This is a genomic window from Escherichia sp. E4742 (genome assembly GCF_005843885.1).
GTDB lineage: Bacteria > Pseudomonadota > Gammaproteobacteria > Enterobacterales > Enterobacteriaceae > Escherichia.
Genome location: NZ_CP040443.1, coordinates 4605817 through 4621626, shown reverse-complemented (window position 1 = coordinate 4621626; position 15810 = coordinate 4605817). Strand labels below are relative to the sequence as shown.

Here is a 15810-nt window from a genome sequence, read left to right as displayed (position 1 = left end):
TCCCTTTTTCAGATCTCATCCATACTGGGTAGTGGCGAATAAATCTCATTTGCCTCACCTGCTATGCAGAACATCATCCGAAAAGGAGGAACTATGAAGGCTGCAGTTGTTACGAAGGATCATCATGTTGACGTTACGGATAAAACACTGCGCTCACTGAAACATGGCGAAGCCCTGCTGAAAATGGAGTGTTGTGGTGTATGTCATACCGATCTTCATGTTAAGAATGGCGATTTTGGTGATAAGACCGGTGTGATTTTGGGTCATGAAGGTATTGGTGTGGTGGCAGAAGTTGGCCCAGGTGTCACCTCATTAAAACCAGGCGATCGTGCCAGCGTGGCGTGGTTTTACGAAGGATGCGGTCATTGCGAATACTGTAACAGCGGTAACGAAACCCTCTGTCGTTCGGTAAAAAATGCCGGATACAGCGTTGATGGCGGGATGGCGGAAGAGTGCATCGTGGTCGCCGATTACGCGGTAAAAGTGCCAGATGGCCTGGACTCGGCGGCGGCCAGCAGCATTACCTGTGCGGGGGTCACCACCTACAAAGCCGTTAAACTGTCAAAAATTCGTCCAGGACAGTGGATTGCTATCTACGGTCTTGGCGGTCTGGGTAACCTCGCCCTGCAATACGCGAAGAATGTCTTTAACGCCAAAGTGATCGCCATTGATGTCAATGATGAGCAGTTAAAACTGGCAACCGAAATGGGCGCTGATTTAGCGATTAACTCACGCACCGAAGACGCCGCCAAAATTGTGCAGGAGAAAGCGGGTGGTGCACACGCTGCGGTGGTGACAGCGGTAGCTAAAGCCGCGTTTAACTCGGCGGTTGATGCCGTTCGTGCAGGCGGGCGTGTCGTGGCTGTCGGTCTGCCGCCGGAGTCTATGAGCCTGGACATCCCACGCCTTGTGCTGGATGGTATTGAAGTGGTCGGTTCGCTGGTCGGCACGCGCCAGGATCTAACCGAAGCCTTCCAGTTTGCTGCCGAAGGTAAAGTGGTGCCAAAAGTCGCCCTGCGTCCGTTAGCGGACATCAACACCATCTTCACTGAGATGGAAGAAGGCAAAATCCGTGGCCGTATGGTGATTGATTTCCGCCGCTAAGGGACCTTTGCTGCGACTGCCAGTCCTGGTGTCGCAGCATCGCACACTCTCCCACATGAAATGGCTACGAGCTGAACGTCAGCCTTCGCGAGTTTGCCAGAGCAATGGAAATTGCGCCCTCAACGGCAAGTCGATTGCTGAGCGGAAAAGCGGCTTTGACGCCGGAAATGGCGATTAAACTTTCCGTGGTGATCGGCAGTTCGCCGCAAATGTGGCTGAATCTGCAAAACGCGTGGAGCCTGGCAGAGGCTGAAAAAACGGTGGATGTGTCGCGACTGCGCCGTCTGGTTACGCAATAAAAAAATGGCACCTTATAAAGCGCCATTTGAAACTGATGACAAACGCAACATTGCCCGATGCGCTACGCTTATCAGGCCTACACGTTCACTGCAATCTATTGTATTTGAACGGTTTGTAGGCCGGATAAGGCGTTCATGCCGCATCCGGCATGAACAAAGTGCACGTTGTCTACAATAAAAAATGGCGCCTTTTACAGCGCCATTTTCTGTTTAAAGTTCAAAAGAGATTATATCCCTTCTTCACTCTCTTTTTTCGCTTCCGCCTTCTCGATTTCACGATACCAGCGCGGATGGTGTTTCTTCGCCCAGCGACGGCTCACCTTCCCTTCGATCATCCCTTTAATCGACCCTTTCACCCAGAATGCCATATACATATGGATCAGGATGGCGTGGATTAGGATGATACCCGCAGCTGCGTGAATCAGCAGGCTGTAGCGAACAACCTGCATCGGGAAGTACTGCGCAAAGTACGGACGCCAGATAATCACCCCGGTCACCAGCAGCACGAAAATCATGCTCATGATCGACCAGAACATCATCTTTTGCCCGGCGTTGTACTTACCAACATCCGCCACTTTGTGCTCATTGCCTTTTAATACTTCGACAATGTTCAACAGCCACGGAATATCTTTCTTATCCGGGATGTTGTGATGCACAAAACGGAAGAACATAAACATCAGCGCGACGAAAATCGCAATGCCGAAGAACGGGTGCAAAATGCGCCCCATCTGCGGCGTACCGAAGGTTTGCGTCAGCCATTGCAGCGTCGGGAAGAAGAACGAAATCCCGGACAGCGCCACCAGGAAGAAGCAAATCACCACGGTCCAGTGACAGGCGCGATCAATAAACTTTGTGCGCACAATCATTTTCGACTTACTCATGATGCTCCTCCTCGTCATCGTCCACTTCCTTATTCGGGCCAATACCGATGTAGTGGAAAATCAGCCCGGCAAAAGTGGCGATAAAGCCAGCCGCTGCCAGCGGTTTCAACGCACCTTTCCACAGATTCACCGAAGTATCGATCTTCGGATCTTTCGGCAGACCGTGATACAGCTCCGGCTGATCGGCGTGATGCAGCACGTACATAACGTGTGTACCACCGACCCCTTCCGGGTTGTAGACGCCAGCATGTTCGTAACCACGCGCTTTCAGTTTCGCCACGCGCTGTTCCGCCAGCTCCAGCATCTCCTTCTTGGTACCAAAGTGGATAGCTCCGGTCGGACAAGTTTTCACACAAGCCGGTTCCTGGCCTACGCTGACGCGATCGACGCAGAGCGTGCATTTATATACCCGGTTATCCTCTTTGTTGAGGCGCGGAATATTAAACGGACACCCGGCAATGCAGTAACCACAGCCGATGCAGTTTTCCGACTGGAAATCGACAATCCCGTTAGCGTACTGAATGATTGCACCTGCAGACGGGCACGCCTTCAGGCAGCCCGGATCTTCACAGTGCATACAGCCGTCTTTACGGATCAGCCACTCCAGCTTGCCGTTCTGTTCGGTTTCGCTAAAGCGCATCACCGTCCAGGACTTGGCGCTCAGATCGGCGGGGTTATCGTAAACCCCGACGCAGTGCCCCACTTCATCACGGATGTCGTTCCACTCCGAACACGCCACCTGGCAGGCTTTACAGCCGATACAGGTGGAAACGTCGATAAGTTTCGCGACTTCTGCTTTGTAATCACGCACCTGAGAAGGCGGCGTGATGGAGTTAGTTGCGGACCTTTTGATAATGTCCTGCGTTTCCATAGCCATCTGTTCGCCCCCTTACGCCTTCTCGATGTTGACTAAGAACGCTTTATATTCCGGCGTTTGCGAGTTTGCATCACCGACATTCGGCGTCAGAGTGTTAGCGATATAACCTTTACGCGCGACACCCTCAAAGCCCCAGTGGATTGGAATACCCACCGTTTCAACCTGCTGACCGTTTACATTCAGCGGTTTCAGACGACGCGTTACCACAGCCACTGCGCGGATAAAGCCACGTTTGCTGGAGACAGTGACACGATCGCCATTGGCAATGCCTTTCGCTGCCGCCAGCGTTTCGCTGATTTCCACAAACTGTTCCGGCTGGGCGATTGCGTTGAGCAACGCGTGCTTGGTCCAGGTGTGGAAGTGCTCGGTCAGACGATAGGTCGTACCCACATACGGGAACTGCTCTTTTTTACCCATCCGCAGCGCGTCTTGTTCATACAGACGAACAACCGGGTTAGAAACCACGTTCGGATGCAGCGGGTTAGTCCCCAGCGGCGTTTCAATTGGCTCGTAGTGTTCCGGGAACGGACCTTCCGCCATTTTGTTAATGGCAAACAGGCGTCCCATCCCTTCCGGCTGCATGATAAACGGCCCTGTTGGCGTGCCCGGTGCGGCATTGCCGAAGTCTGGAATATCGTTACCCGTCCACTTGCTGCCGTTCCACTGGATCAGCATTCGTTTCGGATCCCACGGTTTACCGTTGATATCCGCCGAAGCACGGTTGTAGAGCACGCGACGGTTGAGCGGCCACGCCCAGGCCCATCCCAGCGTATTTCCCAGACCGGATGGGTCGGAGTTATCGCGGTTAGCCATCTGGTTGCCCTGCTCTGTCCAGCTACCGGTGTAGATCCAGCAAGAAGATGCGGTTGTACCGTCATCACGCAGATGCGCAAAGCTACTCAGCAACTGACCTTTCTTCGCAATCAGCACGCCATTGGCATCATAGAGATCTTCCAGCGCATAGCCGTTGTTCTCTTTTGCCACTTCGTCAGACTGCGGTTCGTGCGGCTGCTTGTAGTTCCAGCTCATCTTCATCAGCGGTTCTACGCCTTTACCACCTTCGGCTTTGTACAGCTCGCGCAGATGATGGTAGATACCCGCCAGAATTTCGCCGTCGTTACGCGCTTCACCCGGAGCGTCCTGACCTTTCCAGTGCCACTGCAACCAGCGACCGGAGTTGGCGATAGAACCATCTTCTTCAGCAAAGCAGGTTGAAGGCAGACGGAATACTTCAGTCTGAATAGACGCCGGATCGACATCGTTCGACTCGCCGTGGTTCTGCCAGAAGGTGGAGGTTTCAGTCACCAGCGGGTCGATAACCACCATGTACTTCAGCTTGCTCAGGCAGCTAACCACTTTGTTTTTGTCCGGGAAGGACGCAACCGGGTTAAAGCCCTGGCAGAAATAACCGCTGACTTTGCCTTCGTCCATCATATTGAAATACTTGATGACGTCGTAGGTCTGGTCCCACTTCGGCAGCCAGTCGTAGCCCCAGTTATTCTCTTTCTGCGCGGCATCGCCGTAGAAAGATTTCATCAGGCTAACGAAGAACTTCGGATAGTTGCTCCAGTAGTTCACCTGATCAGCCAGCGTCGCTTTCGGCGTGTTCGCTTCCAGATACGACTGCAAATCAACCTGTTTTTCTGACGGCAGCGTCAGATAACCCGGCAGGCTGGTAGAGAGCAGGCCTAAGTCAGTCAGGCCCTGAATGTTGGAGTGACCACGCAGTGCGTTCACGCCGCCACCGGCCATACCCATGTTACCGAGCAGCAACTGGATCATCGCCATAGTACGGATGTTCTGCGCACCGACGGTGTGCTGCGTCCAGCCCAGCGCGTACAGGAAGGTGGTTGTGCGATCCGGCGCGCTGGTGGAGGCCAGCACTTCACACACTTTCAGGAAGTCGGCTTTTGGCGTACCGCAGATGTTTTCAACGACGTCCGGCGTGTAGCGGGAAACGTGCTCTTTCAGCAGGTTCCACACGCAGCGCGGATGAGTCAGCGTGTCATCGCGTTTCGCATAGCCATTTTCATCGAACTGGTAGTTCCAGGACGACTTATCGTACTGGCGTTTTTCAGCGTCATAACCGCTGAACAGACCGTCTTCAAAAGCAAAATCATCACGCACCAGCAGGCTGGCGTTGGTGTAATGCTTAACGTATTCGGCGTTGATTTTGTTGTTTTCGATCAGGTAGCGCAAAACGCCAGACAGGAACGTAATGTCCGTACCGGAACGAATAGGCGCGTAAATATCCGCTACAGAAGCGGTACGCGTAAAACGGGGATCGACAACGATCAAGGTTGCATCGTTGTTGTTTTTCGCTTCCATCGCCCAACGGAAACCGACGGGATGCGCTTCAGCAGCATTACCGCCCATTACCATTACGACGTTAGCGTTTTTGATATCCACCCAGTGGTTGGTCATCGCACCGCGACCAAATGTTGGAGCAAGACTTGCTACCGTTGGTCCGTGTCAGACGCGCGCCTGGTTGTCTACCGCCAGCATCCCGAGGGAGCGGGCAAATTTCTGGGTCAGCATCCCGGTTTCGTTGCTGGCACCGGAGGCACACAGCATACCGGTGGAAAGCCAACGGTTTACCGTTACGCCCTGCTCGTTCTTTTCAATAAAGTTAGCGTCACGGTCAGCTTTCATCAGCTTCGCAATACGGGAGAATGCTTCTTCCCAGCTAATGCGCTGCCATTTGTCAGAACCTGGCGCACGATATTCCGGGTAGCGCAGACGGTTTTCGCTGTTGACGTAATCCAGCAAACCGGCCCCTTTCGGACACAGCGCACCACGGCTTACCGGATGATCCGGGTCACCTTCAATGTGATAAATCGCTTCTCTGGCGTTTTTCGCGCCATCACCCAGGCTATACATCAATAGCCCGCAACCTACGGAACAGTATGTGCAGGTGTTACGGATCTCTTTCGCGCGTAATAATTTATAGTTTCGCGCCTGAGCCAGTGCTTGCTTCGGGGCAAAGCCCAATGCTGCTACTGTTGTTCCAGCCATACCGCCCGCGCAGATTTTAAAAAATTGTCTGCGACTGACGTCCATTGCTTTCCTCTTTTTTCAGGGGTATTACTGCGCGAGGAAACTAACAGTAAAATTCTGAATCTTTTTGCGCGAAATCAAAAAGAACACGTGTTTGCCACAAAATAATCCGCCTGCGCAAATTGACCTACCTCAATGGCGGTAGAAAAACACACCACTGCCTGACAGCCTGGTTAAAAAAATGCTATAAATTTCAGCTTAATTTTTAACGGCAAGAGAGACTAGACAGCGAGCATGACACGACAAAAAGCAACGCTCATAGGGCTAATAGCGATCGTCCTGTGGAGCACGATGGTAGGATTGATTCGCGGTGTCAGCGAGGGGCTCGGCCCGGTCGGCGGCGCAGCTGCTATCTATTCATTAAGCGGGCTGCTGTTAATCTTCACGGTTGGATTTCCGCGCATTCGGCAGATCCCCAAAGGTTATTTACTTACGGGGAGTTTCTTATTCGTCAGCTATGAAATCTGTCTGGCACTTTCCTTAGGGTATGCAGCAACCCGTCATCAGGCAATTGAAGTGGGCATGGTGAACTATTTATGGCCCAGTCTGACGATACTTTTTGCCATTCTGTTTAATGGCCAGAAAACCAACTGGCTGATTGTACCAGGATTATTATTAGCCCTTGGTGGCGTCTGCTGGGTATTAGGGGGTGAAAATGGCCTCAAGCCGGATGAAATTATCAACAATATCACTACCAGCCCGTTAAGTTATTGCCTGGCGTTCATTGGCGCTTTTATCTGGGCAGCCTATTGCACGGTCACCAATAAATATGCCCGTGGATTTAACGGTATTACCGTTTTCGTCCTGCTGACAGGAGCAAGTTTGTGGGTTTACTATTTTTTAACGCCGCAACCGGAGATGGTATTTAGCACGCCCGTCATTATAAAACTTATCTCAGCGGCATTTACCTTAGGATTTGCTTACGCTGCGTGGAACGTCGGCATTTTACATGGCAACGTCACCATTATGGCGGTAGGTTCGTATTTTACGCCTGTGCTTTCGTCGGCGCTTGCTGCGGTACTGCTTAGTGCTCCGCTATCGTTCTCTTTCTGGCAAGGCGCATTGATGGTCTGCGGCGGTTCCCTGCTCTGCTGGCTGGCAACGCGTCAACGATAAGCAAAGGCTACGACAATAAAGCCACGATTCATACGGCAACAAATACGTTTGCCGTATGTTAGTCTAAAAATCAGTAAAAAATATGATGCATCACTGTTACATTCAGTAACACATATCCATTCAGATAATCAGCTTTCTCCCCCCGCAGTTTCGCTTTGTTATCTATTCTTTCAATCAGCACTTCACTCTATTTACTCTTAATTCTAATAACGGACCATTGCGTCCAATGCCCTGCCTTGTCTTTTTTTCATTAACAATGTGTGCATGTGAGGAAGAATATGGCACTACAAAATGAGAAAAATAATCGTTACCTTTTGCGCGACTGGAAGCCAGAAAATCCGGCCTTCTGGGAAAATAAAGGAAAACACATTGCCAGAAGAAACCTCTGGATATCAGTAAGTTGTTTACTCCTTGCCTTCTGTGTCTGGATGTTATTTAGTGCAGTTGCCGTTAATCTCAATAAAATCGGCTTTAATTTCACTACCGATCAGCTTTTTTTATTAACCGCCTTACCTTCCGTTTCCGGCGCATTATTGCGTGTTCCCTACTCCTTTATGGTGCCTATATTTGGTGGACGCCGTTGGACAGTTTTTAGTACCGCGATTCTGATTATTCCTTGCGTCTGGCTCGGTATTGCTGTGCAAAATCCGAATACCCCTTTTGGGATATTTATTGTTATTGCTTTGCTCTGTGGTTTTGCTGGCGCGAACTTTGCTTCGAGTATGGGAAATATCAGTTTTTTCTTCCCGAAAGCCAAACAAGGCAGTGCATTAGGGATTAATGGCGGGTTGGGGAATTTAGGCGTCAGCGTGATGCAACTGGTTGCGCCGCTGGTGATTTTTGTACCGGTATTTGCTTTTCTTGGCGTCAATGGCGTACCGCAGGCCGATGGTTCTGTGCTGTCGCTGGCGAATGCTGCATGGATTTGGGTACCGCTACTGGCGATTGCCACTATCGCCGCCTGGTCAGGGATGAATGATATTGCCAGTTCACGTGCGTCAATTGCTGACCAGTTGCCCGTTTTGCAACGGTTGCATCTGTGGCTGCTGAGTCTGCTCTATCTCGCTACCTTTGGCTCGTTTATCGGTTTTTCCGCCGGATTTGCCATGCTGGCAAAAACACAGTTCCCGGATGTGAATATTCTGCGTCTGGCGTTCTTTGGCCCATTTATCGGTGCCATCGCGCGGTCGGTGGGTGGTGCTATTTCCGATAAATTCGGCGGCGTTCGGGTGACGTTGATCAACTTCATTTTTATGGCGATTTTCAGCGCCCTGCTGTTCCTGACCCTACCTGGCACGGGTTCCGGCAATTTCATCGCATTTTACGCTGTGTTTATGGGGTTATTCCTAACCGCTGGTTTGGGAAGTGGTTCTACTTTCCAGATGATCGCTGTCATCTTTCGCCAGATAACGGTTTATCGCGTCAAGATGAAAGGCGGCAGCGATGAACAGGCCCAGCGAGAAGCAATCACTGAAACGGCGGCGGCGCTGGGCTTTATTTCGGCCATCGGCGCGGTGGGCGGCTTCTTTATTCCACAAGCATTTGGCATGTCGCTGAATATGACCGGCTCGCCAGTGGGCGCGATGAAAGTGTTTTTAATCTTCTACATCGTTTGTGTGCTACTGACCTGGCTGGTTTATGGTCGGCGGAAGTTCAGCCAAAAATAAGAGATCGATGCCAGACACGTCTTATCAGGCTACAACCGTGTCGCATCCGACAAGGCATCAGATCCCAAATCATTCCTGGAGCAGGAGTCATGTCATGAGTAAACTTTTGGATCGCTTTCGCTACTTCAAACAAAAGGGCGAAACCTTTGCCGATGGTCACGGACAGGTGATGCATAGCAACCGCGACTGGGAAGATAGCTATCGTCAGCGTTGGCAATTTGACAAAATCGTGCGTTCCACCCACGGCGTTAACTGTACTGGCTCCTGTAGCTGGAAAATCTACGTTAAAAATGGCCTGGTGACCTGGGAAATTCAACAGACCGACTACCCGCGCACTCGCCCTGACCTGCCCAATCATGAACCTCGCGGCTGCCCGCGTGGCGCAAGTTACTCCTGGTATCTTTACAGCGCTAACCGCCTGAAATACCCGCTAATTCGTAAACGACTGATTGAACTGTGGCGCGAAGCCCTTAAACAGCACAACGATCCGGTACTGGCGTGGGCATCGATTATGAATGACCCGCAAAAGTGCCTGAGCTACAAACAAGTGCGTGGGCGCGGCGGCTTTATCCGCTCCAACTGGCAGGAGTTAAACCAGCTGATTGCCGCTGCTAACGTCTGGACCATCAAAACCTATGGCCCGGATCGCGTTGCCGGTTTCTCGCCGATCCCGGCGATGTCGATGGTATCTTACGCCGCCGGAACGCGTTATCTGTCGCTGCTTGGCGGCACCTGTTTAAGTTTCTACGACTGGTATTGCGACCTGCCTCCCGCCTCGCCAATGACCTGGGGCGAGCAAACCGACGTGCCGGAATCCGCAGACTGGTATAACTCCAGCTACATCATCGCCTGGGGATCTAACGTACCGCAGACGCGCACGCCGGACGCTCACTTCTTTACTGAAGTGCGCTACAAAGGCACCAAAACTATCGCCATTACCCCTGACTACTCGGAAGTAGCAAAACTGTGCGACCAGTGGCTGGCGCCAAAGCAAGGCACTGATAGCGCGCTGGCGATGGCGATGGGCCATGTGATTTTAAAAGAGTTTCATCTCGATAATCCCAGCGATTACTTTATCAACTACTGCCGCCGCTACAGCGACATGCCGATGCTGGTAATGCTGGAACCTCGTGAAGATGGCAGCTACGTTCCCGGGCGCATGATCCGCGCTTCTGACCTGGTTGATGGACTGGGCGAAAGCAACAATCCGCAGTGGAAAACCGTGGCGGTTAATACCGCAGGTGAACTGGTGGTGCCGAACGGTTCGATTGGTTTCCGCTGGGGCGAAAAAGGCAAATGGAATCTGGAATCCATTGCCGCCGGTACGGAAACCGAATTGTCGTTAACCCTGCTCGGTCAACACGACACCGTCGCAGGCGTGGCCTTCCCCTACTTTGGCGGCATTGAAAATCCGCACTTTCGCAGCGTAAAACACGATCCGGTACTGGTGCGTCAATTACCCATTAAAAACCTGACATTAGCCGATGGCAGCAACTGTCCGGTCGTCAGCGTTTATGATCTGGTACTGGCGAATTACGGCCTCGATCGCGGGCTGGAAGATGAAAGCAGCGCGAAAGATTACGCTGAAATCAAACCGTACACCCCAGCCTGGGGTGAGCAAATTACCGGAGTGCCGCGCCAGTATATTGAAACCATCGCCCGCGAATTTGCCGATACCGCCCATAAAACGCATGGGCGCTCGATGATTATCCTCGGCGCAGGTGTTAACCACTGGTATCACATGGACATGAACTACCGCGGGATGATCAATATGCTGATCTTTTGCGGTTGTGTCGGGCAAAGCGGCGGCGGTTGGGCGCACTATGTCGGTCAGGAAAAACTGCGCCCGCAAACCGGCTGGTTGCCGCTGGCCTTTGCGCTCGACTGGAACCGTCCACCGCGCCAGATGAACAGCACCTCGTTTTTCTACAATCACTCCAGCCAGTGGCGCTATGAAAAAGTCACCGCGCAGGAATTGCTCTCACCGCTGGCCGACGCCAGTAAATACAGCGGTCATCTGATTGATTTCAACGTTCGCGCCGAGCGCATGGGCTGGCTACCTTCTGCGCCGCAGCTGGGGCGTAACCCGCTCTCCCTGAAAGCCGAAGCCGACAAGGCCGGATTGTCACCCGCCGAATTTACCGCCCAGGCACTGAAGTCAGGCGAATTACGCATGGCCTGCGAACAGCCGGACAACGGCAGCAACCATCCGCGTAACCTGTTTGTCTGGCGTTCAAACCTGCTTGGCTCTTCCGGCAAGGGCCACGAGTATATGCAGAAGTATCTGCTGGGTACGGAAAGTGGCATTCAGGGGGAAGAACTTGGACCGACGGAGGGAATCCAACCGGAAGAAGTTGAGTGGCAAACTGCAGCGATTGAAGGCAAGCTCGACCTGCTGGTGACGCTTGACTTCCGCATGTCCAGCACCTGTTTATTCTCCGATATCGTCCTGCCTACCGCGACCTGGTACGAAAAAGACGATATGAATACCTCGGATATGCATCCGTTTATTCATCCGCTTTCTGCGGCGGTCGATCCGGCCTGGGAATCTCGCAGCGACTGGGAAATCTACAAAGGTATCGCCAAAGCATTCTCACAAGTCTGCGTGGGACATCTCGGCAAAGAAACGGATATTGTACTGCAACCGTTGTTACACGACTCTCCGGCGGAACTCTCCCAGCCGTGCGAAGTTCTCGACTGGCGCAAAGGTGAATGCGAGCTGATCCCCGGTAAGACCGCGCCTAATATTGTGGCAGTGGAGCGCGACTACCCTGCTACCTACGAACGCTTTACCTCGCTGGGGCCGTTGATGGACAAACTCGGCAACGGCGGTAAAGGGATTTCGTGGAATACCCAGGATGAAATCGATTTCCTCGGCAAACTCAATTACACCAAACGTGATGGCCCGGCGCAGGGGCGTCCGCTGATTGACACCGCCATTGATGCATCAGAAGTGATTCTGGCGCTGGCACCGGAAACCAACGGTCATGTGGCGGTCAAAGCGTGGCAGGCACTGGGCGAAATCACCGGACGCGAACATACCCATCTGGCGCTGCACAAAGAGGACGAGAAGATTCGCTTTCGCGATATTCAGGCGCAGCCGCGCAAAATTATCTCCAGCCCCACCTGGTCGGGCCTGGAAAGCGATCACGTCTCCTATAACGCGGGGTACACCAACGTCCACGAGTTAATTCCGTGGCGCACGCTGTCGGGCCGTCAGCAGCTGTATCAGGATCATCCCTGGATGCGTGCTTTTGGTGAAAGTCTGGTGGCTTATCGCCCGCCTATCGACACCCGCAGCGTCAGCGAAATGCGCCAGATCCCGCCAAACGGCTTCCCGGAAAAAGCACTTAACTTCCTGACGCCGCACCAGAAATGGGGCATTCACTCTACCTACAGTGAAAACCTGCTGATGCTGACGCTCTCTCGCGGTGGACCGATTGTCTGGATCAGCGAAACCGATGCCCGCGAACTGACCATTGTCGATAACGACTGGGTGGAAGTGTTTAACGCCAACGGCGCGCTGACTGCCCGCGCGGTGGTCAGCCAACGTGTACCGCCGGGCATGACCATGATGTACCACGCCCAGGAACGCATTATGAATATCCCCGGCTCGGAAGTAACCGGCATGCGCGGCGGCATTCATAACTCGGTCACCCGCGTTTGCCCGAAACCAACGCATATGATTGGCGGTTACGCGCAGCTGGCCTGGGGCTTTAACTACTACGGCACCGTCGGCTCGAACCGCGACGAATTTATCATGATCCGCAAGATGAAAAACGTTAACTGGCTGGACGATGAAGGTCGCGATCAGGTACAGGAGGCGAAAAAATGAAAATACGTTCGCAAGTCGGCATGGTGCTTAACCTCGATAAATGTATCGGCTGCCATACCTGTTCGGTGACCTGTAAAAACGTCTGGACCGGGCGCGAAGGCATGGAGTACGCGTGGTTTAACAACGTCGAAACCAAACCGGGCATTGGCTACCCGAAAAACTGGGAAGATCAGGAAGAGTGGCAAGGCGGCTGGGTCCGCGATGTCAACGGCAAGATCCGTCCGCGTCTTGGCAGCAAGATGGGCGTGATTACCAAAATCTTCGCCAACCCGGTAGTCCCGCAGATTGACGATTACTACGAACCTTTCACCTTCGACTACGAACATCTGCATAGCGCACCGGAAGGCAAACATATTCCCACCGCCCGCCCTCGTTCGCTGATTGACGGTAAGCGGATGGACAAAGTGATCTGGGGGCCAAACTGGGAAGAACTGCTGGGCGGCGAGTTCGAAAAACGCGCCCGCGACCGCAACTTCGAGGCCATGCAAAAGGAGATGTACGGGCAGTTTGAAAACACCTTCATGATGTATCTGCCGCGCCTGTGCGAACACTGCCTCAATCCCAGCTGCGTGGCGACCTGCCCCAGCGGCGCTATCTACAAACGCGAAGAAGATGGCATTGTGCTGATCGATCAGGATAAATGCCGTGGCTGGCGTTTGTGCATTAGCGGTTGTCCGTACAAAAAAATCTACTTCAACTGGAAAAGCGGCAAGTCAGAAAAATGTATCTTCTGTTATCCGCGAATTGAGTCAGGCCAACCAACCGTGTGCTCAGAAACCTGCGTGGGTCGTATCCGGTATCTGGGCGTGCTGCTTTACGACGCCGACCGCATTGAGGAAGCGGCGAGCACCGAACGCGAGGTTGATCTCTATGAACGCCAGTGCGAAGTGTTCCTCGATCCGCACGATCCCTCAGTGATCGAGGAAGCCCTGAAACAAGGTATCCCGCAAAACGTGATTGAGGCAGCCCAGCGTTCGCCTGTTTACAAAATGGCGATGGACTGGAAACTGGCGCTACCGCTGCACCCGGAATATCGCACCCTGCCGATGGTCTGGTACGTGCCGCCGTTGTCGCCAATTCAGTCTTACGCCGACGCGGGCGGACTGCCGAAAAGCGAAGGCGTGCTGCCCGCCATCGAAAGCCTGCGTATTCCAGTGCAATACCTCGCCAATATGTTGAGTGCCGGCGATACCGGCCCTGTACTGCGGGCGCTGAAACGGATGATGGCAATGCGCCACTATATGCGCTCACAAACCGTGGAAGGCGTAACGGATACCCGCGCGATCGACGAAGTAGGTTTGAGCGTCGCTCAGGTCGAAGATATGTATCGCTATCTCGCTATCGCCAACTATGAAGATCGTTTTGTCATTCCGACCAGTCATCGTGAAATGGCGGGCGACGCCTTCGCAGAACGCAACGGCTGCGGCTTTACTTTTGGCGACGGTTGCCACGGCTCGGACAGCAAATTCAACCTGTTCAATAGTAGCCGGATTGATGCCATCGACATTACCGAAGTACGCAATAAAGCGGAGGGCGAATAATGCAGATCCTCAAAGTGATCGGCCTGTTGATGGAGTATCCGGACGAGCTGTTATGGGAATGCAAGGAGGACGCGCTGGCGTTGATCCGCCGCGACGCGCCGATGCTTACGGATTTCACCCGTAACCTGCTTGACGCGCCGCTGCTGGATAAACAGGCCGAATGGTGCGAAGTGTTTGACCGTGGACGTACCACATCGCTGCTGCTGTTCGAACACGTTCATGCCGAGTCCCGCGATCGAGGCCAGGCAATGGTGAACCTGCTGGCGGAGTATGAAAAGGTCGGTCTGCAACTGGATTGTCGGGAACTGCCTGATTATCTGCCGCTGTATCTCGAGTATTTAAGCGTACTGCCGGACGATCAGGCGAAAGAAGGGTTACTCAACGTTGCGCCGATCCTCGCCCTGCTTGGCGGACGCTTAAAACAACGCGAGGCACCGTGGTATTCGTTGTTTGACGCCCTGTTGCATCTGGCGGGTAGTACACTTTCAAGTGACAGTGTCACTAAACAGATTCGCAGCGAGGAGCGCGACGACACCCGTCAGGCACTGGATGCGGTGTGGGAAGAGGAACAGGTGAAGTTTATTGAAGATAACGCCACGGCGTGTGACAGCTCGCCGCTTAATCAATATCAGCGACGCTTTAGTCAGGATGTCGCACCGCAGTATGTGGACATCAGTGCGGGAGGTGAGAAATGATTCAGTATCTGAACGTCTTTTTTTACGATATCTACCCGTACTTGTGTGGCACGGTTTTTATCCTTGGAAGCTGGCTGCGCTACGATTACGGGCAGTACACCTGGCGTGCCTCCTCCAGCCAGATGCTGGATAAACGCGGAATGGTGCTGTGGTCGAACTTGTTCCATATCGGCATTCTGGGGATCTTCTTCGGTCATCTGTTCGGCATGTTAACGCCGCACTGGATGTATGCGTGGTTTTTGCCGGTAGCGGTAAAACAGCAGATGGCGATGGTTCTCGGCGGTATTTGCGGTGTATTAACGTTGATTGGCGGTGCGGGGTTGCTGGTGCGCCGTTTAACGAATCCGCGTATCAGGGCGACGTCTTCTGGTGCGGATATCCTGATCCTCGCTATTTTGTTAATTCAGTGCATTCTTGGGTTAACCACCATTCCCTTTTCAGCACAACATCCGGACGGCAGTGAAATGATGAAGCTGGTGGGATGGGCGCAAAGCATCGTCACTTTCCAGGGCGGCGCATCGACGCATCTTGATGGCGTAGCTTACATCTTCCGCGTTCATCTGGTGTTGGGAATGACCATCTTCCTGCTCTTCCCGTTCACCCGACTGGTGCATGTCTGGAGCGCGCCGTTTGAGTACTTTACTCGTCGGTATCAGATTGTGCGTTCGCGGCGATAATCATCACCCTGGCCGGATAGCCCTTCGCTCTCCGGCCTGTTGCAGGCTATGATAGTTCTCC

General features: G+C 53.0%; 11 protein-coding genes. 8 read left to right on the top strand and 3 right to left on the bottom strand.

From position 1 onward, the window contains the following. The first annotated feature begins 93 nt into the window (after positions 1-93). Together adhP and FEM44_RS22480 are read left to right on the top strand one after the other, a co-directional pair. A complete protein-coding gene (gene adhP / locus FEM44_RS22485) occupies positions 94-1104 on the top strand; it encodes an alcohol dehydrogenase AdhP (RefSeq protein ID WP_135522430.1) in 1011 nt (336 codons plus the stop codon). A 71-nt stretch (positions 1105-1175) separates the two neighbouring features. Next, positions 1176-1403, top strand: coding sequence for a HigA family addiction module antitoxin (locus tag FEM44_RS22480; protein WP_135522431.1), 228 nt, complete (start codon positions 1176-1178; stop codon positions 1401-1403). A gap of 227 nt (positions 1404-1630) precedes the next feature. On the opposite strand, the gene fdnI is transcribed toward FEM44_RS22480, so the two are convergent. Genes fdnI through fdnG form a run of 3 tightly spaced genes read right to left on the bottom strand, consistent with a single transcriptional unit; the run spans position 1631 to position 6221 of the window. Beyond that, a complete protein-coding gene (fdnI, locus tag FEM44_RS22475) occupies positions 1631-2284 on the bottom strand; it encodes a formate dehydrogenase-N subunit gamma (RefSeq protein ID WP_000045638.1) in 654 nt (217 codons plus the stop codon). Next, complete coding sequence (gene fdnH, locus FEM44_RS22470) at positions 2277-3161, bottom strand: formate dehydrogenase N subunit beta (protein WP_001240581.1); 885 nt, start codon at positions 3159-3161, stop codon at positions 2277-2279. Before fdnH ends, fdnI begins: the two co-directional genes overlap by 8 nt. A 12-nt stretch (positions 3162-3173) precedes the next feature. Continuing rightward, positions 3174-6221 carry a formate dehydrogenase-N subunit alpha gene (gene fdnG, locus FEM44_RS22465; RefSeq protein WP_135522432.1) on the bottom strand — a complete coding sequence of 1016 codons (3048 nt, stop codon included), beginning with the start codon at positions 6219-6221 and terminating at the stop codon, positions 3174-3176. A gap of 231 nt (positions 6222-6452) precedes the next feature. Between fdnG and yddG the strand changes: the two genes are divergently transcribed. The 6 genes from yddG to narI all read left to right on the top strand — a co-directional run bounded on the left by yddG (position 6453) and on the right by narI (position 15749). Beyond that, positions 6453-7334: an aromatic amino acid efflux DMT transporter YddG gene (gene yddG / locus FEM44_RS22460; protein WP_135522433.1), complete on the top strand. Its 882-nt coding sequence runs from the start codon at positions 6453-6455 to the stop codon at positions 7332-7334. Positions 7335-7612: 278 nt separating this feature from the next. After that, complete coding sequence (gene narU, locus FEM44_RS22455; protein ID WP_135522434.1) at positions 7613-9001, top strand: nitrate/nitrite transporter NarU; 1389 nt, start codon at positions 7613-7615, stop codon at positions 8999-9001. A 94-nt stretch (positions 9002-9095) separates the two neighbouring features. Continuing rightward, positions 9096-12836 carry a nitrate reductase Z subunit alpha gene (gene narZ, locus FEM44_RS22450; RefSeq protein ID WP_135522435.1) on the top strand — a complete coding sequence of 1247 codons (3741 nt, stop codon included), beginning with the start codon at positions 9096-9098 and terminating at the stop codon, positions 12834-12836. Continuing rightward, positions 12833-14377: a nitrate reductase subunit beta gene (gene narH / locus FEM44_RS22445; RefSeq protein ID WP_130210513.1), complete on the top strand. Its 1545-nt coding sequence runs from the start codon at positions 12833-12835 to the stop codon at positions 14375-14377. The genes narZ and narH overlap by 4 nt, the downstream gene beginning before the upstream one ends. Continuing rightward, complete coding sequence (narW, locus tag FEM44_RS22440) at positions 14377-15072, top strand: nitrate reductase molybdenum cofactor assembly chaperone (RefSeq protein ID WP_135522436.1); 696 nt, start codon at positions 14377-14379, stop codon at positions 15070-15072. The genes narH and narW overlap by 1 nt, the downstream gene beginning before the upstream one ends. After that, on the top strand, positions 15069-15749 hold the full coding sequence (gene narI / locus FEM44_RS22435) for a respiratory nitrate reductase subunit gamma (RefSeq protein ID WP_000617142.1): 681 nt from the start codon (positions 15069-15071) through the stop codon (positions 15747-15749). Before narW ends, narI begins: the two co-directional genes overlap by 4 nt. The last annotated feature ends 61 nt before the right edge of the window (positions 15750-15810 follow it).